The organism is Cycloclasticus zancles 78-ME, assembly GCF_000442595.1.
Classification (GTDB): domain Bacteria; phylum Pseudomonadota; class Gammaproteobacteria; order Methylococcales; family Cycloclasticaceae; genus Cycloclasticus; species Cycloclasticus pugetii.
On record NC_021917.1, the window covers coordinates 957,409 to 978,433 of the forward strand.

Below are 21,025 nucleotides of genomic sequence, written 5' to 3' on the forward strand. Positions count from 1 at the left end.
ACTTAAGTTTAAAACGACTTGGTTTTTTTCTTTTTAGGTTTTTTAGTGTACGTTTTTTTCTTACCTTTAGCGGGTTTCGCCGAGGTTGCGGCAGGCTTTGCTACATGATCGGTTCGCTCGATATTAAGCGGCTGATTTCGAACGCGAATTTTTTTCAGGCTTTGAAAAACAATTTTTGGCATGCCAACGGGCAATTCAATATAACTGTGGTCTTCATTGAGCTCTATATGGCCGATGTGCCTTGGTTCAACATCTGCTTCGTTGGCAATGGCGCCCACAATATCACCCGGCATAACATTGTGGTTTTTTCCAACTTCAATGCGGTAGTTGTCCATCGGCACTTTGGGGTTGCCACGTTTACTTTTGGGTAAATCATCTTTATCTGGGCGCAATGATTTGCTTCTTCTTTCGCCTTTAATTGAGGCGTCTTGACGAGGGCTTTTCCCTTCTTTGGCTGATGATTTTTTAGAGGACTCCTCAAGCATCAATGGTTTGTCTTTTTGAGCCAAATAGGCCAATGCCCCTGCTAGTTGAATCGGGTCAGCATCGTGTTCTTCTATATAGGACTGAATAAGCTGGTGGAAAAAATCTAATTTCTTATTCGACATCACTTGTGTCAGTGTTGCTTTAAAGTCGTTAGCTCGTTTTTCATTAACTTGTTGGCGAGTTGGTAACTCCATGGGTTTGATTGGCTGACGGGTAGCGTTTTCAATAGCACGTAGTAGGCGACGTTCGCGTGGTGCAACAAATAAAATCGCCTTGCCTGTTCTACCTGCGCGACCAGTACGCCCAATACGGTGAACATAGGCTTCTGTATCATAAGGGATGTCATAGTTCACAACATGGCTGATACGGGCAACATCGATGCCGCGGGCCGCGACATCGGTGGCAACCAGAATGTCAATTTGACCTTTTTTCAATTGACCAATGGTTCGTTCACGAAGCGCTTGGGTCATATCACCATTAATAGCCGAGGCGGAATAGCCACGGGCTTCGAGTTTTTCAGCTAACTCTACGGTCAATGCTTTTGTGCGGACAAACATAATAATGCCGTCAAAGTCTTCAACCTCAAGGATTCGCGTTAAAGCATCTAGTTTATGTAAGCCGCTAACCATCCAAAAACGTTGCTCAATGCGTTCAACGGTTGATGTTTTAGAAATAATCTTAACGACTTTTGGTGAGCTTAGATATTTGTCGGCAACACGTCGAATGGGGGCAGGCATGGTTGCAGAGAATAGGGCAACCTGTCGCTGCTCTGGTGTTTGTTCTAAAATCCACTCTACATCTTCAATAAAACCCATTCTTAGCATTTCATCGCCCTCATCTAAGACGATGGTTTTTAGGTTATCTAGTTTTAACGTCTTACGGCGTAAATGATCCATTACACGGCCTGGTGTACCAACAACAACGTGTACGCCACGGCGCAGTTGCCTTAATTGGGTATCCATCGCTTGGCCGCCATAAATTGGCAACACATTGAAGCCCTTCATTGAGCTAGCATAGGTTTTAAATGCCTCAGCAACTTGAATGGCTAGTTCACGTGTGGGTGCTAGCACTAATACTTGCGGGCCGCTGACTGTTAAGTCAATTTTTGATAAAAGGGGTAAAGCAAATGCGGCTGTTTTACCAGTACCCGTTTGTGCTGTACCAATTAAATCATGGCCATCTAGCAAATGTGGTATTGCTTCAGCTTGAATAGGAGAGGGTTGTTCGTAACCGATGCGTTTTAGAGCGTCCATTACAGGAGTAGACAACGCTAAGTCAGCGAAGCCTAAGGTAGGTTGGGATGTCATTTTTAGAGCCTTCAATTGGGATAGTCGGGGTGTTAGATTGCATTCATCTAAACCTTCTATCAGAGATAAAGTGGTTATTATAAACTTTTATGTTTAAAAATTGGAGATTAACCGAACAAGAGCGGTAATCACCCATTTTGTTGATGAATTAAGCGCTTAAAGGATGCGCAAATTAATAAGAATCAGCTATTCTTTAAGGTAAGCAGTTAATAAAATTCAAATAAAAAAAGGGTTAGCAAAATGAAAAATGGGAGAGAGCATCGTTTATTGCTTTGTTTATTGGTTTTTTTCTTCCTAACAGCCTGCGGCAGCCCGCTTCCTAGAACAGAAGATGTGACTAAATCGCCTTGGAATAGCTTCAAACAGGCCATGTCTGCATACGATAAAATTATTCTTAACCAAACAACAATCGAAGAGTTACAGCAATTGGGCTTTAATCCTTACTCAACACCAAACGTAAAAATACTGTCGTACTTAGATATTCTGCAAAAATTTATGCCAACTAATTCTGTTAAATTGGAGCACCTACCAGTAAGTGTTAGAAATTGTTTGATGAAGCAAGAGGCCTGTATTGCCTATGAGGCGCATCCGGGTATTATTAAAAGAAAACGCGTGGGTAGCGTGTTTAATGATTTGTTGGGCTTTAAGCGTAAAACAATAGAAACGGGTTGGCGTTTTGATGCGCTGATTGTGTTAGATAATGGCGTAGCTGTTTATAAAATTTGGAGTGGCGTGCCGTTTCTAGATTCTGAAAAGTCACGCAAAAACCCATTAGGGCCATTGCAAGGGTCGGGCAGTTCGTTGGCCAGAGATGCTTTAGGCGTTTAAGTATTTTAAATTTAGTTTTATATTAACTAATAAAAAAGCCTTGCCATTTTAATGGCAAGGCTTTTTTTATACTGTTCCTAGCGTTGTTTCTTACACGCTGGTAGTAATTTCTATGCCTCGTTGTTTAGCCATTGTCATCGCCGTATCAACAATCATATCTTCTTGGCCTGCAATCATTTTCTTTCTGCCCAGTTCAACGAGAATATCGCGAGCCGGAATACCAAATCGTTCAGAAGCACGTTTAGCATGTAATAAGAAAGTTGAATAAACACCGGCGTAGCCTAAGGTTAATGACTCTCTATCAACACGAATAACATGATCCATTAATGGCAGAATAATATTCTCTGACAGATCCATGAGCTTAAATAGATCAATACCTGTTTCGATGCCCATGCGCTCACACACAGCGGCAAAAACTTCTAATGGTGTATTGCCTGCGCCAGCACCCAAACCAGCTGCTGAACCATCAATTCGGCTAGCGCCTGCTTCAATAGCTGCAATAGAGTTTGCAATGCCCATTCCAAGGTTGTGATGACCATGAAAGCCGATTTCTGTCTCAGGCTTTAACGTATCGCGTAAGGCTGAAATACAGCGGGTAACATCTTCAGGCAACATATAACCAGCCGAGTCGGTTAGGTAAACAGTTTGTGCGCCGTAAGACTCCATCAGTGCGGCTTGTTCGGCAAGGCCTTTAGCAGTATTTAAATGGGCCATCATTAAAAAGCCGGTAGTATCCATGCCCAATTTGCGAGCAAAAGCGATGTGTTGAGGTGATGTGTTTGCTTCCGTGCAATGCGTGGCGACATGAACACTACGTGCACCTGCATCATAAGCGGATTGAAGTTCCTTCATCGTGCCCATTCCAGGAATCAGCAAAACCGACACAATAGCTTGCTTCATTAAAGGGGCGACGGCAGAAATGTATTCTTCATTAGTGGCCATTGAAAAGCCATGCTGCAATGAATTACCACCCAGCCCTGCACCATGTGTGACTTGAATGTATGGAACGTTTGCATCATCTAATGCGGTTGCAACGCGAACCATTTCTTCAACAGAAATTTGTTCACCCTTGGCATGCATGCCATCACGCAGGCACATGTCATGTAAAATAACTTTGCGGCCATCTAATGAGCTTAGTTTTTCGGTTGTTGACTCTGACATTACGCAGCCTCCACAGGTTTAAGAGTTATTGTTCCATTTTGAATTTCTTCCGCGAACATCTCTGCCGTTCTAGTGGCAGCAGCAGTCATTACATCAAGGTTGCCAGCGTATTTGGGTAAATAGTCACCAAGCCCTTCAACTTCCATAAACACAGAAATTTTATTGCCATCAAAAATAGGCCCATTAATAAGCTTGTAGCCTGGGACGTACTTTTTAACTTCTTCAATCATATTTAGGATGGACTCAACGATCTTGTCTTCCTGTGGTTTATCATCGGTAATACAGTAAATAGTATTACGCATAATAAGTGGGGGTTCAGCAGGGTTAATGATCGCTAAGGCCTTGCCTTTACGAGCACCGCCAACCGTTTCAATAGCACTGGAGGTTGTATAAGTGAACTCGTCAAGGTTTTCACGAGTACCAATGCCAACAGACTTTGAAGCAAGGCTGGCCACAATCTCTGCATACTCAACAGATTGAATGCCTGATACCGCGCTGATAATAGGAATAGTGGCTTGCCCTGCACATGAAATCATATTTACGTTCATTTCAAGTTTTTCAGTATGCTGGCTTAAGTTAACGGGTGGGACACATAAGGGGCCAATAGCGGCTGGTGTTAAATCAATCATTAACACGCCAAGCTCATTAAGTTTACGGCTGTTTTCAGCGTGAACATAGGCACTGGTTGCATCAAAGGCTATTTGAATATTGTCTTCAAGCACATGAGGTAATAAACCATCGACACCATCAGAGGTTACCTTGAGGCCCATATTTTTAGCGCGGAGCAAACCTTCAGACTCTGGATCAATACCTACCATCCAAACAGGTTCAAGGTAAGGGCTTCTTTGAATTTTATAGATAAGATCTGTGCCAATATTGCCAGATCCAATCAATGCGCACTTGATTTTTTCCATGATTGTCCTTTAGTTAAATTAAATAGTGGAGAGTTAGTAAGGAGGGTAGATTGGTCGTATTAAATTGAGGTTAGTAACAACTACCGAATAACCATCAACTAATGATACTATTTGAATTACGAAAAAACTACCCTTTTAAAAAGGCTTATGGGGCACTGTAGTCACAAGAAAATTCCCATAAAGTATTAATCTAACTAAATACTCTTTGGTCTATTTCCATTTTAGATGTCTTAACGCCTACTAGGTATAAAAGGTGTATGGCATATACTTATGCTATAAGAGAAAGCGACGTTGTAATTTTAATTTTAATAAAAAGAAAATGTAATGACGAGTAAATTAACGTGTTTTAAAGCCTACGATATTCGAGGTCAACTTGGCGTAGAGCTTAACGAAGAAATTGCTTATAGAATTGGCAGAGCATTTGGTGCGTTCTTGAAAGCAAAGAAGATTGTTATCGGTGGTGATATCCGTGAGACAAGCCCAGCGCTGAAACAAGCCATTGCAAATGGGTTGAAAGATGCGGGAGTCAATGTTGTTGACATCGGTATGGTGGGTACAGAAGAGGTTTATTTTGCTACAAAGTATCTAGGAGTTGATGGTGGTGTTGAAGTAACAGCGAGCCATAACCCTATTAATTATAATGGCATGAAATTGGTGCGAGAGGACTCAAAGCCGATCAGTGGTGATACAGGTTTAAAAGAAATTCAACGAATGGCAGAAGAAAATGATTTTCCTGCTATTGATTACGCTTTAAGAGGTGGTTCGGAGCAAATTTCTACGCTGGATGCATATGTTGATCACTTGCTTAGTTATGTGCAGCCGGAAAAATTAAGGCCACTAAAGTTGGTTGTCAATGCGGGGAATGGAGCAGCTGGACATGTGATTGATGCTCTTGAGCAACGTTTTAACGCGGCGTCTATTCCAATTGAATTCATTAAGGTTCACCACGAGCCTGATGGCCTGTTTCCAAATGGAATTCCTAACCCTTTATTGGTTGAAAACCGTCCTGCAACGGCTAATCAAGTCAAGGCGCACGGAGCAGACTTAGGAATAGCATGGGATGGCGATTTTGATCGGTGTTTTTTGTTTGATGAAAATGGTGAGTTTGTTGAAGGTTATTATATTGTTGGTTTGTTGGCGGAGGCTTTTTTAGTCAATAATCCAGGTGAAAAAATAATTTATGACCCACGCCTGACTTGGAACACCATTGATATAGTTAAGTCCTCAGGTGGTGAAGCTATTATGAGCAAAACGGGGCATGCATTCATAAAAGAACGTATGCGAAAAGAAGATGCCGTGTACGGTGGTGAAATGAGTGCACATCATTATTTTAAAGACTTTGCTTATTGCGATAGCGGCATGATTCCTTGGTTATTGATTATTGGCTTATTAAGCACTAAAAATAAAAAACTCTCAGAGTTGGTGGCAGAAAGAATAGCCGCATTTCCATCATCGGGTGAAATCAATAGTCAATTAATTGACCCAGATGCTTCAATAAAGCGTGTTCTTGAAGCATTTAAGGCACAAGCAAATAAAATAGATGAAACAGATGGCATTGGCCTGGAGTTTGATAACTGGCGTTTTAACTTAAGGCAATCGAACACAGAACCGGTTGTGCGTTTAAATGTTGAGTCGCGTGGAGATATAGCCTTAATGGAAGAAAAAACAAAAAAAATATTACAGATACTAACAGACACAGATTAAATGTGTAAGGCTGGGTATATGAAAATAGAAGCTATTTTAGTTAACTAATCTATCTCGTACTTACATGGCCTAAAGATCAGAAGCTTGTTGTCTTGTGCAAAATGAAAGAACCACTTGATAACCGTTATTCAACACCTGATGATGATAAGACCAGCCCAATTTTGTAGCTAATTTATCGATTAGCTTAATGCCTATACCATAGCCATCATCTAGGTTTTCTTTTTCAATATAGTTGGGTGCACGTGGGCTACTTTTTTCTTTATTTATAACAGTAAGTATTTGACTATTAAGGTTTATCTTTACCGAGCCACAATAAGTATGTTGGTATGCATTACGGATAACATTCCCTATCATTATTTCAGTCGCTGTTTTAGGTAAAATTAGCTCACAGTTTTCTAAATGACAGTTAACGATGACTTCTTTACCTGACAGCAAGTACATTAAATTTTCACTGATCTGTTCAATCATTGTCTTAATATTGATGGCGTTTAGCGGCAGGGTTTCATGAGTATCCCTTCCAAGCCATAACAGTGTTTCGGTTACGTCAGCCATCGTTTTTGAGGCGTGATCAATGCGAGCAATGGCATTATTGCCTTTAATATTATCGGCAGCGACGACTCTTTGCAAAAGTTCACTGCTGCTGCGAATAACGGCAATAGGGGTGCGTAATTCATGGCTGGCATGGTTAACAAACTCTCTTTCGCGATATAACGCCGTGCGAACATCTTGCAAACTGTTATGAATAATATGTGCAAGGGCATCTAGTTCTTTGTATTTAAATGAAGGAATGGGTGAATCGAGTTGTTTCTCATCTAGCTTAGCGGCCCACTGTTGAAGCTTTTCTACTGGCTTTGTGACGCTGCGCATAAGAAACTGCAAAGCAAGCGCAAAAGAAGCCAGAGCAATCAGACCAAGCAGTATGTTATAGATAATGCGATTGATATGAAAAGGTCTGGTTTGACGAGTGGGTGGGGCCTCAAAAGCTTGTGATACATAGCGAATATCGCCATTTGGTAAGCGTGCCAGCAAAGCAAACTGTGCAGATTCCGGTCTTTTAAACCAATTTGGTTTGTTAATGTTTTTTAACAATACGTATGGCTGAAAGTCGGTGGGTTTAAAGCTTGAGCGAATTTTTTCAGGTAACTCGTTGTATTGATCTGAAATGTAAAAATCAAGAATTTTTGCACTACCGCTGGTATCTAATTCAGCTCTTTCAGCAACACGAATCATGGTTCTTTTTAGCATGCCGTCCATGCCATCAAAAAAACTATCACTGTTTTGAATTGAAAAAAGAATGATCAAAATGGCTGCAAGGCTAAATAATGACCACAAAATATAACGGCGTAAACTAAGTCGTAAATCATTCACCATACTATCTGCGCTCCTGCTTGTTATCGGTTTGCTCAATGTCATTATCGTCTGCAACCTTTGAGGGCGGGGTGCTTGTTAAAGCAACACAAAAACCAGCGTTTGGAAGTGCTTTTACTTCTATATTAGAGTCGCCTTGAGCCAGCAATTTTCGTAGGTTATGAATATGCACTTTTAAGGTATTACTTTCAGGCGCTTCATCTTTCCAAACGGCGTCGATAAGGCGCTGGCGACTGACGGCATTACCTTGTTCACGAAGTAGTACTTGAAGGATTTTAAAGGTGGTTGGGCTGAGCTTTAAAGGACCCTCGTTAACAGAGGCTATTTGTGCTTTTAGATCTAAAGAAACATTACCAAATTGGAGTTTTCTTATTTGTCCAGAACGTCGTGTCGACAGTGTGATCACGCGGGCGACTAACTCAGCCATCTCAAAAGGTTTTACTAAGTAATCATCAGCACCCATTTGAAAGCCTTCTAGTTTACTTTCTAGCTTGTCTCTGGCAGTTAGCATAATGATAGGGGTATCATCACCTTGATTTCTTACATGTTCGCAGACACGAAACCCATCCATTTTTGGCAGGTTGATATCAAGGATGATAACGTCGAATCTTTGTGCATCCATTAAGTTCAAAGCGGCAATACCGTTAGCGACATGATCGCAGGCCATGTCCTCCAGCTCTAAATAGTCAATAATATTGCCTGCAAGGCCTAAATTATCTTCTACCAATAATACTCGTATCATCTGCTCTCCAGTGTGCATTGATCGTTTTAGCTATGCTTGTTTTCTGTAGTTGGCTGCTTCATTTTGCTAAACGGCTGGCTCGATAACGCACGGTTAAAGACGCCAGAGATGTCATCGTAAATTAACAATAAAGCGGGGGTTAATAAAAGCGTGATTACCGTAGCAAATAAAATACCATAACCCAGTGATGCTGCCGCCGGGATTAAAAATTGTGCCTGCATCGATGTTTCGCCTAATATTGGGTATAAGCCTGCAAATGTGGTGATAGAGGTGAGCAGTACAGCGCGCAAACGACTTGTGCACGCTTCGATAACAGCGGCTTCTATCGCTAAACCTTCTTGACGTAAGGTATTAAAACGCGAAACCAGTAATAAACTATCATTCACCACGACACCGCTTAGCGCCAAGACGCCATTGAGTGATAATAAGCTCAACATAAGCCCGTTAGACCAATGCCCAATAATGGCGCCGACTATTCCGAAAGGGATGGCTGTCATTATAATTAATGGCTGCACATATGATTTTAATGGAATAGCTAACAGCGCAAAAATAGACAATAACGCGAGAATAAATACGCTTTGCATTGAGCTTTGTGTTTCGGCTTGCTCTTCGGCTTCTCCGGCAAAATACAGGGATAAATCCTGGTATTGTCGTTCCAGCTGAGGAGCAAAACTTTCGTTTAGGTGGTTGACCAGTTCAGTAGAAGTAATCAGATCGCCGTCAACCGATGCGCTTACAGTGAGTGCTCGTAGCCCGTTAATACGCACCACCTGTTTTTGTTGTACATCGGGAATAATGCTGGCAACAACACTTAAAGGAACAACCGTGCCATCGGTCAACCGTACTTGCGTTGTTAATACATCGGAGGGATTCATTCGGTCTTTTGCTGGGTAACGCACTCTCACTTTAACTTCATTTTTATCACGCAGGTAACGTTGAACAACTTCACCGCCAAATGCTTTAAGCAACTGTTGAGATAGGCTTCTGGTATCCATCCCCATGGCGCGTCCTTGTGGCGTTAGCTCAAAACGCATCATCGCTTCGCCTGGTGTCAAAGAGCTTTCGATGGCATACACGCCATCGATTTCAGATAGCTTTTCTATGAAGGCGTTGTTCACCGCCGTCAAGGTATCTTCATTAATGCTTTTAAGCTCAACTTTAAAGCCTTCGACCATTTCACGACGAGAGCGAATTTTTAAACTTTTTACGCCTTCTAAATTTCCTGCTAGTTGATTCCAGCGTGCGGATAGCTCATCTAAAGAATAGGGCTTGGCTTCATCTAGCGAAATAGTGAGGCTGCCACTTTGGTCGCCATTTGCCAATATTTGCAAACTACCAATGCCGGTTCCTGATTTATTCTTTTCTTGTAATAATTGTTTGTCAGCTTCCAATACTGCTTGCTCAAGCGTTAATAGGTTTTTTTCATTTTGACCAAAACTCGCGTCACTGTGCAAAGCCATATTGGCTGTGACGGTATCACCTTGCATGCTGGGGAAGAAGCTAACACGTACCGCACCGGTAAGCGGCAAGCTGATAACAATGATAAAAACAGCAATAAAAAACATAATGGCCGCATAACGATACGCAATAGTAAGCTTAAGCAGTCGTTTGTATACTCGATAGTTAAACCACTGCAAGCCATTGTCAGCGGCTGTTTGTATTTTATTCCAGATGCCTGCTAAGCCGGTTCTTGTTTGCTGTTTGGTGGGTAAATGGGCTAAATGCGCCGGTAAAATTAGTTTTGACTCAACCACCGATAACAATAAACACAGGGTAACAACCGTGCCGAATTGTGAATACAAGGTACCTAAACCACCCGACACATTAGATAAGGCAAGAAACGTGGCGACCGTTGTTAACACACCAAATAACGTTGGTATAGCAACTTTATGGGTGCCTAATATGGTGTTATCCAAGGTATCGCCATGCTGTTTTCTCGTAGAGTAAACACTTTCGCCTATAACAACTGCATCATCCACCACAATACCTAATGCCATAATAAAGCCAAAGGTGGTCATTTCATTTAATGTCATGTCGGTGTAGTTGCCGGTCATGAAATACAGGGTGCCGAAGAAGATGAACGGCAAACCGGCTGCAACCCAAAAAGCGACACGTAAATTTAGGAATAACGCGAGGGTTATAAAAACCAGCGCTACTCCCATTAAAGCATTATTGGTTAGCAGGCTTAAACGCTCGGTGATCATGATGCTTTTGTCGTACCAAGTTTCCAGTTCAACGTCTTCAGGTAGTAAGCCTTTTTGATGCCAGGCTTCAACCACTTCATGGGCTTGTTTTACCATGCTGGTGATGTCACCGTATTCATCCATCATCACTTGAATGCCATAACCATTTTTGCCGTTGTAACGCGATAGTTTGTAGCTGTCATCGGCGAATATATCAGTCACTTTGGCTATATCGCCAACCGTCAGTACCACGCCATTTGAATGGGTAATCAGTGGAATATCAGCAAAGTCTTTCGCGTAGTAGGCTTGTTCTGATGCTTTTAAGCGAATGACTTTTTCTTTGTTGCGCAAGCTGGTGGTTAGGGCGGTATTAGACTCTTGGTTAATAACCTCCGACACCGAAGAAAGGGATAAACCGTAAGCCTGTAATTTGGCTTCGTCGATTTCAACAGAGATCATGGGGTCAATAAAGATACTGGCATTTACGTCTCTGATGTCAGACTTTGCAAGTAAGTCACGTTCAAGTTGTTCACCTAAATATTGCAAAGTGCTGTGGTCTACATCACCATAAAGTTGCACCCAGATGGCGTGTTGTTGCCGGCGGGCTTTCTCTATAACAGGTTTTTCTGCATCGGATGGAAAATTATAAATACTGTCTACTTCGGCCTTAATGTCAGTAAAAAGCACATCGAGGTCATATTCGGTTTCTTTTTCAACTTGTACCGTTGATCCGTTGGCAAGAGACGTTGAAGTAATCCGTTTGATACCTAGGAGGGCTTCTAGGGCATTTTCAATTTTTATTGCAATGCCTTCTTCTGCTTGTTCTGCATCACCACTATCGTAGACCATAGAGATGGTAATAAAGCGAGGCTCCATACTCGGAAAGGCTTCTTTTCGAATGTCATTCATGGAGACTAAACCAAGAATGATTAAACTAACCATCAGTAAATTGGCTGCAACAGGGTTTTGAGTAAACCAAGCAATAATGCCCTTGTGCTCAGTCATTATTTGATTCTCCAGTCGTTGCTTCAATAACAGCCTGCACCCGAGTGTTGGCCAAATAGCTGTTTAAGGGCCGAGAAACGATGAGCGCATTTTTAAGTTGTTGGTATGGGCTGATAAATGCAAAACCTTTATTTTCAAATAACACGTTTGGGGTAAATTTTTGCAAGGTGTTGTTGTTCGGTGAAATAAACCAGACTTCTTGTTTTTGAGAGACAGCTGAAGCGGGTATTTTCCAAATATTATCTAATTTAATGCCTTGTATTTGAGCACTAACAAAACTACCCAAAAGGAGTGGGGGTTGTTGGGTAAGTGGTTTGTTTAAACTAACAATCGCATTTCGTTGTCGGGTGGTCATATCTTGATGAAGTTCTACACGAGATACATTGGCCTGCCACTGAATATTTGTTGAAGCATCCAACAAGGTAACTGGCCAGTCTAGTTCAGCTTGCGAGGTATAACTGGGTAGCAATGTCCATTGACTAGGTGATAAACCAATGGCTATTTCGGCACTATCGACAGAATATAGTTTTGCGACAGCCCCTCCAGTTTGAATATAACTACCGGGTGATACCTCTCGGCTAATAACCAGTGCATCAAAGGGTGCTGTGACCTCAGTTAACGCTACATCACGTGTTGCCGATGCCACGGTTTGCCGAGCTTTTTCTAATGCCGCCTGAGCAGCTTTTAATTGTGGTGCTCTTAAAACCAGGTCTGACGCAGGGTCACCATCTAGACCTGAACGATTCCATTCATCACGTGCTTGTATGCCTAGTAAACGCTCTTCTTCCAACGATACAATGGCTGCTTGATAGTCTGACTGAGCGCTTGCTAAGGCTTTTAAGTAGGGCGTCTTGTTAATAAACGCCAGTGTTTCACCTGCTTTTATTAAAGCACCGGTTTTAAAGTTAGCGGCTATTTTATCGATTTGTCCATTTACTTGAGCGATTAAGCTTAAGCTGTCAACGGGTTGAACTTCGCCATAGCCTTTTACAACGGCATGATAGCTAGCGGCAGACACTTTATAAACACCAACTTGCGCTTGAGAATTATCACTGTTTCTTTTAGTTGCATCAGCTTCGGTTTCGCTAGCGTTGTTATTGCGAGCCTTTTCGGTTTGCGCTGGCAGGTTTCGCGGCGGCTTGGCAGAAGTTGTGCTTCTATCAACTTCAACACGGCTATTGTCCTTATTTGCCGGCTGATTGCCCCGAGGCTTGTTTGCTTTTCCAGCGTCCATATTCATCAGGGTATAAGTGATGGCGATAACAATAGTTGCTAGTGCAATTAAACTGACAAAAAGTTTTTTATTTTTCATAGGGCACTCCAAGGCCTAGTGCTAGGCCTAAGTTAATACGATTTTGAAGTTGTGATGCTTGCAGCTGAATGAGCTGGCTTTGTAAGTCGAATCGGCTGTTGTACACCGACACTAAATCAAGAATATTGGCCAGTCCTTGACGATATTGGCCTTCAATGGTTTTAACGCTTCGTTCGGCATTATCAATGGCCATGCTGGTATATTTTTTTCTGTCAGTTAATGCCCGTTCATTGTCTAGTGCGTTTTGTGTTTCTTGTACCGCGTTTAATAGCGACTCTTGATATAGCCACCAAGCGTTCACAGAGGCTAGTTTTTCTATTTCCACCTGCGCGCGTAGTGCTCCACCTTGAAACAACGGCGCCGTCATCTGCCCAAGTAAACTCCATAATGGATTAGTAAATAAGGCGTCAGTAGCAGAACTAGCACTATCGCTTAATGCAGCTGAAAGGTTAATACTGGGCAATAAAGCTTTATAAGCAACATCAACCTCAAATTCAGACGCTTTGAGTGTGTAATAAGCCGCTTGTAAATCTGGTCTACGCGATAGATTTTGCTTAGGTAGGTTCGCTAAAGGGAGCAGTACATCAGGAAAACTAAAGGATTGATCTAGCTCGGTTAGGCTTTGATCTTGTCGACCTAACAACACCGCAAGTGTACGCCTAGCCGTTGCTAAGTTATATTCATATTGAGCAAGTGTTGCCTGTATGGTGGCACTGCTTGTTCTGGCCGTATCCAAATCATCTAATGAGCCCAAGCCGGTGCGGTAACGGTTTAAAATAACCGTTTCATTATTTTCAAATACTGTTAGCCGAGCGCGTTCTATATTCAAGAACTGTTGCTGGCTTAAAATATTAATATATTCACGTAAAACATTGGCCACCAAGCTGTCGCGAGCTGATTGGTAAGCAGCTTCAGCACTTGCTGCCTGAAAGTTAGCAGCGCTGACACCATTACTGATCTTTTGCCATAAGTCCAGCTCCCAGCTGATATTAAGGTTGTTGCTATAGCCAGAATTCTCATTCTTTGCTTTGCTAGCACTGCTTCCAGCACTTAAATTAACATTTTGGTCTGCTTCTGCGACATCGATAGCAACCTGAGCCGTTCGTAACGTCATTAATGTTTGTTGTAAATTGGCATTATTGTTTAATGCCTCTTGAATAAAATTCGTAAGGTTTGGTATTGCCTGAATATCGACTAGGTCTGTTAATTGGCTGACATCTTCGGCAGTAGCATCCTGTGCTTGCCATGTCACCATTTGCCCCGTTGTATTCAGAGCCGATTCGCTAAGCTGTTTATTACCTAAGTTCGCACATGCATTTAATACCAAAGACACTGCGAATAGGCTGAGCGATTGAATCACTTTATTCATATAAAACACTCCCATGTTTTAAAGTTTTGTTGAGTTTAGTATGACAAAAGTAGGGTTAAGGCAGGGTTAAGAGTGAACTTAAATAGAAAACTCAGGCTTATTTAGCAGGTTGTAGGGGTGAGGGAAGGGCGAAAAAGAGATGTGGAGAGGCGTTTATACTAGAGCATTGAGGTGTTGGAATGCAGCCGGATTTTGCACAAGCGGCAGTTTAGTAAAGTTTTCGACAGCTATTCAGACCAACCTCAAGGTGTAAGCCTTTTTTACCTGAAAAACGGCAAATTTTTGTTGTTGTGCTTCCGTCAGATTTTATACGCGGCTTAGCATTTTTAATTTTTATGTTGGTTAATGGCATATGGGGGCAACTCAATTTTGATAAGACTTGTTGCCCCTAATGTTGCCCAATTTGAGATGTGATGCGAATAGATCGAGGTGGGTGGGTTGGGGTGCTAGATGCAAGAAACCCTGCTACATAGCAGGGTTTCTTGGACTTTCTTGGACTTTCTTGGTCTGTGTTAGACTGGTAAATGGTGGTGGGACGGGACGCGGGTTCAGTTCCCTAACTCGGCAACCGAACAAGTCCATTAAATACCTGCGATTAGCTATCGATATTTATGCCCCTAACCAACCCTAATTAGCTTGATTTGATCCGTAGTTTTGAGCGTTCATGGTGGTTGCCAAATAGTTCAACGCAGGCTTTTTTTATGACGGCAATACACATGAGAGTCGGCTTGTGTATCGCTGGGGGGAGACGACTTTAAAGAGGCTCGTAGATTACGAAGCCTGAGCAAAGTTGCATTATTCAGAGGTGTTCTCGCCACTTTTCCTAAGTGCTGTAAGGTACCTATAAAAATATCGAAAAGCCGATAATTTTTCTTGATTTCTGCCAAATTAGGCTTAAAATTGCCCCCTTTTTCGAAAGCCCCTAGAGGATTTATGTACTCCTAGCCCACGCGTTTTCCCACTGATGAGAAGACGCGCAAGCTTACAGCGACGTCTTGATGATGGCGCTGCCCCCTTTCCCATAAGGGTTGGCCGCCGCAAATAGACTCTATACAGTGAGGAATGCCTGATGGTAGATAAATCTCCATCTGGGTCACCATTGGTGGCCACTCCATATGACGCTTCCTGGTCAATTGCCAAAAGCCTTGAGCTTTATGGCGTACGCGACTGGGGAGAAGGCTATTTTGATATCTCGGCAGCCGGAGAGCTGGTCGCACAGTTGCCATTGGGTAAACAAGCCAGCCAGGTTGCTCTGCTCGATATTATTCAGGGTATGAAAGAACGCGGCATCGAAATGCCGAGTATTCTGCGTATCGAAAACCTGTTGGATGACCGCATTAAAGCCTTAAATGAAGCTTTTAAGCACGCGATCAACGAGTATTCATACCAAAATCACTACCGTGGTGTCTTCCCCATCAAGGTAAACCAGCAATGCCATGTCATAGAAGAGATTGCTGATTTTGGGGCCGGATACCATCACGGGTTTGAGGCAGGCAGTAAGGCCGAGCTGATTATCGCGCTGAGCAAGCTGAAAGATGATCAGAGCCTGATTATCTGTAATGGCTATAAGGATTCAGAATTTATTGAATTGGGCCTTTACGCCAAGGAAATGGGCCTGAAGTGTTTCTTTGTTTTGGAAACACCCTCAGAGCTGCCAATTATTCTTGAGTGTAGTCAACGGCTCGGCATAGAACCCTTGTTAGGCGTCCGTATTCGTCCCTTAGTGATTGTTGATGGCCACTGGAACGAAGACAGCGGTGACCGTTCCATTTTTGGTTTATCCACGGCTTCGCTAATCAAGGTGGTAGAGCAACTCAAGGAGAGCAATATGCTGCATTGCCTGCAGCTTTTGCACTGCCACTTGGGTTCGCAAATTCCCAATATCCGTAATATCCGCAGTGGTGTGCTGGAGGCCTGCCGTTTCTATAGTGGGCTGATGGAAGAGGGTGCCCCCATGGGCTTTCTTGATCTGGGAGGCGGGCTCGCTGTTGATTATGAAGGTGCGCGTACGAATAGCCATCACAGTATGAATTATCAACTTGATGAATACTGTGCCAATATCGTTGAAACCATCTGCGAATGCTTAGACCCTTTGGCTATTCCTCACCCGGTGATTATCTCAGAGTCGGGTCGTTCTACCGTTGCTTATTCTTCAATGCTGCTATTTAACGTATTGGATGTGCGCGATCATTGCCCGGCACCGTTACCCGATAGCCTGCCGGGCAGCAGTCATGAGCTGGTGCACAACCTATGGCAGGTGAATCAGGTGGTGGCTGCCGACAATTTTCAGGAGTGTTACAACGATGCCCTGTTTTATCGCGACGAGGTGCGTGAATTATTTCGGCGTGGGCAAGCCAGCTTAAGTGATCGGGCAATAGCCGATAACATCACCCTGGCAGTGCTGGAAAAAGTCGCTGTCGAACTCAAGCAAACAGATAAACATTATCCCGAGTTGAATAACTTGCCCGAAATGCTGGCGGATACGTATTACGGCAATTTTAGCCTGTTTCAGTCCCTGCCGGATATCTGGGCGATAGACCAGGTATTCCCGGTGATGCCGATTCACCGGCTGCAGGAAGAGCCTGATCGGGATGCCCTGATTGCCGATATCACCTGCGACTGCGATGGAAAGATTGACCACTTCTCCAATGCCAAGGGCATTCAGCGCACCACGCGCCTGCATACTGTGCACGAGGGTGAGGAATACTATCTCGGTGTCTTTTTAGTGGGAGCCTACCAGGAAACCCTGGGGGACTTGCACAACTTATTTGGTGATACCAACGTTGTCAGCGTGCATATCCATGCCGATGGCAGCTATGATTTCGTGCGTGAATTTCAGGGTGACAGTATCGCCGATGTCCTTTCCTATGTGGAATACGATACCAAAATCATGACCGAAGAATTTCGCCAGTTGGCAGAAAAAGCCGTTAAGCAGGGAAAAATTACCGCGGCAAAACGCAAGCAAATGATGAAGGCCTTTAAAGCTAGTCTTGATGGCTATACCTATTTTGAGAAAGAGGAACACTGATGAGCAACATTGCAAATAACAAAGTGATGATTATTGGTGCCGGCGGTGTCGGCAATGTGGTTACCCACAAATGCGCACAGCAGGCAGAGACGTTTGCTGAGATTATTCTGGCGAGCCGTACGGAAGAAAAATGCAAGGCCATCGCTGAGAGCGTCAAAAAGAATACGGGCGTTACTATTCGTACTGCGCAGGTCGATGCAGACAACGTACCTGAACTGACGACTTTATTAAATAACGAAAAGCCATTTTTGGTGATTAACGTCGCCTTGCCCTACCAGGATCTGACCATTATGGACGCCTGCCTGGCAGCGGGCGTTCACTACATGGACACCGCCAATTACGAGCCTTTGGATACCGCCAAATTTGAGTACAAATGGCAATGGGCTTACCAGGACAAATTCAAAAATGCCGGTCTAACCGCCTTGTTGGGCAGCGGTTTTGACCCGGGTGCCACCAACGTATTCACCGCGTACCTGGCTAAGCATTATTTTGATGAAATTCATACACTTGACATTATTGATGTAAACGGTGGTGATCACGGCTATCCCTTTGCCACCAATTTTAATCCCGAAATCAATATCCGCGAAGTGAGTGCTGAATGTCGGCACTGGGAAAATGGCGAGTTTGTCACCACGCCGCCGATGAGCAAAAAAGCCTCCTTTACCTGCCCCGACGGCGTAGGGACCTACAACATCTATCGCATGTATCACGAGGAGTTGGAGTCGCTGTCGCTGCATTACCCGAGCCTCAAAAGAGCGCAATTCTGGATGAGCTTTTCGGACAATTATCTGAAGCATCTGGAAGTATTGGAAAATGTCGGCATGACTGGCATTGAAGAAGTGGAGTATGAGGGTCAGAAAATTGTACCGATTCAATTCCTTGCCAAACTGCTGCCTGACCCATCGACTCTGGGGCCAAGAACCAAGGGAAAGACCTGTATTGGTACGGTTGTGCAAGGTGTAAAAGCGGGCAAGCCGAAAATCATGTACTGCTACCAAATCTGTGACCATGAAAGTTGTTACCGCGAAGTGCAATCGCAGGCCATCTCCTATACCACGGGTGTGCCAGCGATGATTGGCGCAAAGTTGATGTTCGAACAGCAGTGGCTGGAACCGGGTGTGTTTAACATCGAACAGTTTGATCCCGACCCCTTTATGGAGGCGATGAACGCCTGTGGTTTACCCTGGAAAGTGATTGAGCTCGATGGCTTCGATCTTGAAGGGCAGACGGATTCATAATGCAGTTCACCGATTTTACCCGGTTGGATCTACAGCGCCTGCCATCACCCTGTTTTGTGATTGATGAAGTGGCGGTTGAGCGCAATCTGAAGATATTGCAGAACGTAGAACAACGCAGCGGCGCCAAAGTCTTGCAGGCTCTCAAGGCGTTCTCATTGTGGTCATTGGCACCGCTGACGCGACAGTATTTGTCGGGTACCTGCGCCAGTGGTTTACATGAAGCCAAACTGGGTAAGGAGCACTATGGCGGCGAAGTACATGTTTTTTCTGCCGCGTTTTCCGAGAAAGATTTATCTGAACTGTTAGGTTTTGCTGACCATATTGTTTTTAACAGCTGTTCCCAGCTACTGCACTTTGCAAGCCTATGTGAGCAGGCGAAACACTCGCGCCCTGAATTACAGTTTGGCCTACGGGTTAACCCCGAACACTCAGAAGGGGATGTTCCGCTGTATGATCCCTGTGCCGAGGGTTCTCGGCTGGGAGTTACTCGTAAGCAGTTGGATCGCTATTTGGCGCAAGACGATTTTCAACAAGCCTTCGCACTGATATCCGGATTGCATTTCCATACGCTGTGCGAGCAGGATTTCTTACCGTTGAAACGAACCTTAACCGTGGTCGAAGAAAAATTCTCAGATATTCTGGCTAATATGGCCTGGGTGAATTTTGGCGGTGGTCACCATATTACACGCCCAGATTATCAGATCGATGCCCTTGTCGATTGTGTTCAGCAGTTCAAACAGCGCTATCAGCTTGAGGTTTATTTAGAACCGGGGGAGGCGATAGCCATCGGCAGCGGGGTATTGGTTACCGAAGTGTTAGATATCGGTTTTAATCAATTACCACAGGTGATTTTGGATACCTCTGCCACCTGCCATATGCCCGACACACTGGAAATGCCATACCGGGCCGATATTCTCGGTGAGGTTGAAGCGACAGATGAATCTCATACTTACCGCCTGGGCGGGTTGACTTGTCTGGCGGGTGACGTAATGGGTAATTACAGCTTTGCAAAACCGTTAGCGGTGGGCGACCGCATCGTCTTTGAAGATATGGCCCATTACACCATGGTTAAAACCACAACCTTTAACGGCACCCAATTACCGGCTATTGCGATATGGAACTCCGTCACCGATGACTTGCGAGTTGTGCGTGAGTTTGGTTACGACGACTTTAAAAACAGGCTGTCATAAGCGTGCTTTAAAGCAAAGAAAGGGCAACATGATGATCGACAAACAAGGACAACCTACTATTTTTCTGGCATCTGAAATTGAGCAGTGCCCGTTGGCAGAAGCGGCTTTCGCCGTGTTGCCAGTGCCTTATGAAAAGACCGTCTCCTACGGTTCGGGTACCGCAAGAGGGCCCGAAGCCATACTGGTTGCATCCGAACAGCTGGAAACCTGGGATGGGCACTCCAATCCATCCTCCCTGGGTATTCACACTTGCATGGCGGTCGATTGTTCAGGTCAGGCCGAGGATGTGATTGAGTCCATTGCTATGGCAGTTAAGCAGATCCTTGACGCTGGCAGCATGCCGGTAGTGTTAGGTGGTGAGCACACGGTTACCTATGGTGTGATCAAAGCTTACCTTGACGCTGGGGTAACAGACTTTGGTGTGGTGCAGATAGATGCCCACGCGGATTTGCGTGACGCCTATGAAGGAGATCCATTAAGCCACGCATCGGTGATGAAGCGCATCGTTGACGAAGGCATCCCCCTATATCAACTGGGCATCAGAGCCTACTGTGGAGAAGAGAAGGCTATTCGGGAAAGCAATCCGCACATCTATTACCAGGATGCCGATGAGCTAGTGCCCCAGGCAATCCAGAGTATTCAGCTACCCGATGCGTTTCCTGAAAAAGTTTTTTTTACGGTCGATATTGACGGCCTTGATCCCTCCGTTTTTCCCTCCACTGGCACACCAGTACCCGGTGGACTCGGCTGGTACCAAACCTTGAATCTGTTTGAATCTGTCGCCAGGCATCGACAAATTATCGGTTTCGATATTATGGAGTTTTCGCCGCTCCAGAATCTTCACGCCTATGACTTTGCCGCAGCGTTACTCAGTTATAAAATGATGGGTATAGTACAGCGAACGTCAAATATGATGTCGTGAAGAGAGAGAAAGTTACCTTTTGAGAAGTCAAGTAATAGAAAGTGTTGCTCTTTGAAAACGCTTTACTATGACGTATGTATTTGACGTGGTTTGATCCTGTGCTGGAGTATGAGGCCAGCTGCTTGGAGGGAGTAGGTTTGAAGCTGTTTGAGGGCGAGTTAATAGGCAATTGTCCGCATCAGCCCTAATTTCTGGTCGTAAAGTTGGGGGGTAATCGTCGTTCTTTGGCATCCATTTCACCGCGACATACATTACGTCCTGTAAATAA

General features: G+C 44.0%; 14 protein-coding genes. 6 read left to right on the forward strand and 8 right to left on the reverse strand.

The window, feature by feature from the left end:
- Window positions 1-8 precede the first annotated feature (8 nt).
- Window positions 9-1,793 carry a DEAD/DEAH box helicase gene (locus CYCME_RS04750; protein ID WP_015006300.1) on the reverse strand — a complete coding sequence of 595 codons (1,785 nt, stop codon included), beginning with the start codon at window positions 1,791-1,793 and terminating at the stop codon, window positions 9-11.
- Window positions 1,794-2,033: 240 nt separating this feature from the next.
- Between CYCME_RS04750 and CYCME_RS04755 the strand changes: the two genes are divergently transcribed.
- Window positions 2,034-2,621 (forward strand): hypothetical protein, encoded by a 588-nt coding sequence (locus CYCME_RS04755; protein ID WP_020932273.1) that lies wholly within the window; start codon window positions 2,034-2,036, stop codon window positions 2,619-2,621.
- A gap of 90 nt (window positions 2,622-2,711) precedes the next feature.
- Here CYCME_RS04755 and dmpG read toward each other — a convergent pair whose 3' ends face one another.
- A complete protein-coding gene (gene dmpG, locus CYCME_RS04760; RefSeq protein WP_020932274.1) occupies window positions 2,712-3,782 on the reverse strand; it encodes a 4-hydroxy-2-oxovalerate aldolase in 1,071 nt (356 codons plus the stop codon).
- Complete coding sequence (locus tag CYCME_RS04765; RefSeq protein WP_269465065.1) at window positions 3,782-4,699, reverse strand: acetaldehyde dehydrogenase (acetylating); 918 nt, start codon at window positions 4,697-4,699, stop codon at window positions 3,782-3,784. Before CYCME_RS04765 ends, dmpG begins: the two co-directional genes overlap by 1 nt.
- A 321-nt stretch (window positions 4,700-5,020) precedes the next feature.
- Between CYCME_RS04765 and CYCME_RS04770 the strand changes: the two genes are divergently transcribed.
- Window positions 5,021-6,400, forward strand: a complete 1,380-nt coding sequence (locus CYCME_RS04770; protein ID WP_020932276.1) for a phosphomannomutase/phosphoglucomutase — start codon at window positions 5,021-5,023, stop codon at window positions 6,398-6,400.
- Between the two features lie 69 nt (window positions 6,401-6,469).
- Here the strand turns inward: CYCME_RS04770 and CYCME_RS04775 are convergent, their stop codons facing one another.
- From CYCME_RS04775 to CYCME_RS04795, 5 genes are read right to left on the reverse strand one after another with little or no spacing between them, the layout of a single operon-like run.
- Window positions 6,470-7,771 carry a sensor histidine kinase gene (locus CYCME_RS04775; RefSeq protein ID WP_020932277.1) on the reverse strand — a complete coding sequence of 434 codons (1,302 nt, stop codon included), beginning with the start codon at window positions 7,769-7,771 and terminating at the stop codon, window positions 6,470-6,472.
- A gap of 1 nt (window position 7,772) precedes the next feature.
- Window positions 7,773-8,510, reverse strand: coding sequence for a response regulator transcription factor (locus CYCME_RS04780; protein WP_041932900.1), 738 nt, complete (start codon window positions 8,508-8,510; stop codon window positions 7,773-7,775).
- A gap of 26 nt (window positions 8,511-8,536) precedes the next feature.
- Complete coding sequence (locus tag CYCME_RS04785; protein WP_020932279.1) at window positions 8,537-11,698, reverse strand: efflux RND transporter permease subunit; 3,162 nt, start codon at window positions 11,696-11,698, stop codon at window positions 8,537-8,539.
- Window positions 11,691-13,010 carry an efflux RND transporter periplasmic adaptor subunit gene (locus CYCME_RS04790; RefSeq protein ID WP_020932280.1) on the reverse strand — a complete coding sequence of 440 codons (1,320 nt, stop codon included), beginning with the start codon at window positions 13,008-13,010 and terminating at the stop codon, window positions 11,691-11,693. Before CYCME_RS04790 ends, CYCME_RS04785 begins: the two co-directional genes overlap by 8 nt.
- Window positions 13,000-14,379, reverse strand: coding sequence for a TolC family protein (locus CYCME_RS04795; RefSeq protein WP_041932901.1), 1,380 nt, complete (start codon window positions 14,377-14,379; stop codon window positions 13,000-13,002). The genes CYCME_RS04790 and CYCME_RS04795 overlap by 11 nt, the downstream gene beginning before the upstream one ends.
- Before the next feature lie 1,069 nt (window positions 14,380-15,448).
- On the opposite strand from CYCME_RS04795, the gene speA reads away from it, so the two are divergent.
- Genes speA through speB form a run of 4 tightly spaced genes read left to right on the forward strand, consistent with a single transcriptional unit; the run spans window position 15,449 to window position 20,757 of the window.
- The gene (gene speA / locus CYCME_RS04800; protein WP_020932282.1) at window positions 15,449-17,407 is read left to right on the forward strand and encodes a biosynthetic arginine decarboxylase; all 1,959 of its coding nucleotides are present in this window, start codon (window positions 15,449-15,451) and stop codon (window positions 17,405-17,407) included.
- Window positions 17,407-18,645, forward strand: coding sequence for a saccharopine dehydrogenase family protein (locus tag CYCME_RS04805; RefSeq protein WP_020932283.1), 1,239 nt, complete (start codon window positions 17,407-17,409; stop codon window positions 18,643-18,645). The genes speA and CYCME_RS04805 overlap by 1 nt, the downstream gene beginning before the upstream one ends.
- On the forward strand, window positions 18,645-19,835 hold the full coding sequence (gene nspC, locus CYCME_RS04810) for a carboxynorspermidine decarboxylase (RefSeq protein ID WP_020932284.1): 1,191 nt from the start codon (window positions 18,645-18,647) through the stop codon (window positions 19,833-19,835). The genes CYCME_RS04805 and nspC overlap by 1 nt, the downstream gene beginning before the upstream one ends.
- 28 nt (window positions 19,836-19,863) lie before the next feature.
- Window positions 19,864-20,757 carry an agmatinase gene (gene speB, locus CYCME_RS04815; RefSeq protein ID WP_041932902.1) on the forward strand — a complete coding sequence of 298 codons (894 nt, stop codon included), beginning with the start codon at window positions 19,864-19,866 and terminating at the stop codon, window positions 20,755-20,757.
- Window positions 20,758-21,025: the final 268 nt, after the last annotated feature.

What these genes read in the sequence shown, in the direction of transcription:
- CYCME_RS04750 (WP_015006300.1), bottom strand. Translation starts at nt 1,793, where the DNA reads ATGACATCCCAACCTACCTTAGGCTTCGCTGACTTAGCGTTGTCTACT.
- CYCME_RS04755 (WP_020932273.1), top strand. Translation starts at nt 2,034, where the DNA reads ATGAAAAATGGGAGAGAGCATCGTTTATTGCTTTGTTTATTGGTTTTT.
- dmpG (WP_020932274.1), bottom strand. Translation starts at nt 3,782, where the DNA reads ATGTCAGAGTCAACAACCGAAAAACTAAGCTCATTAGATGGCCGCAAA.
- CYCME_RS04770 (WP_020932276.1), top strand. Translation starts at nt 5,021, where the DNA reads ATGACGAGTAAATTAACGTGTTTTAAAGCCTACGATATTCGAGGTCAA.
- CYCME_RS04775 (WP_020932277.1), bottom strand. Translation starts at nt 7,771, where the DNA reads ATGGTGAATGATTTACGACTTAGTTTACGCCGTTATATTTTGTGGTCA.
- CYCME_RS04780 (WP_041932900.1), bottom strand. Translation starts at nt 8,510, where the DNA reads ATGATACGAGTATTATTGGTAGAAGATAATTTAGGCCTTGCAGGCAAT.
- CYCME_RS04785 (WP_020932279.1), bottom strand. Translation starts at nt 11,698, where the DNA reads ATGACTGAGCACAAGGGCATTATTGCTTGGTTTACTCAAAACCCTGTT.
- CYCME_RS04790 (WP_020932280.1), bottom strand. Translation starts at nt 13,010, where the DNA reads ATGAAAAATAAAAAACTTTTTGTCAGTTTAATTGCACTAGCAACTATT.
- CYCME_RS04795 (WP_041932901.1), bottom strand. Translation starts at nt 14,379, where the DNA reads ATGAATAAAGTGATTCAATCGCTCAGCCTATTCGCAGTGTCTTTGGTA.
- speA (WP_020932282.1), top strand. Translation starts at nt 15,449, where the DNA reads ATGGTAGATAAATCTCCATCTGGGTCACCATTGGTGGCCACTCCATAT.
- CYCME_RS04805 (WP_020932283.1), top strand. Translation starts at nt 17,407, where the DNA reads ATGAGCAACATTGCAAATAACAAAGTGATGATTATTGGTGCCGGCGGT.
- nspC (WP_020932284.1), top strand. Translation starts at nt 18,645, where the DNA reads ATGCAGTTCACCGATTTTACCCGGTTGGATCTACAGCGCCTGCCATCA.
- speB (WP_041932902.1), top strand. Translation starts at nt 19,864, where the DNA reads ATGATGATCGACAAACAAGGACAACCTACTATTTTTCTGGCATCTGAA.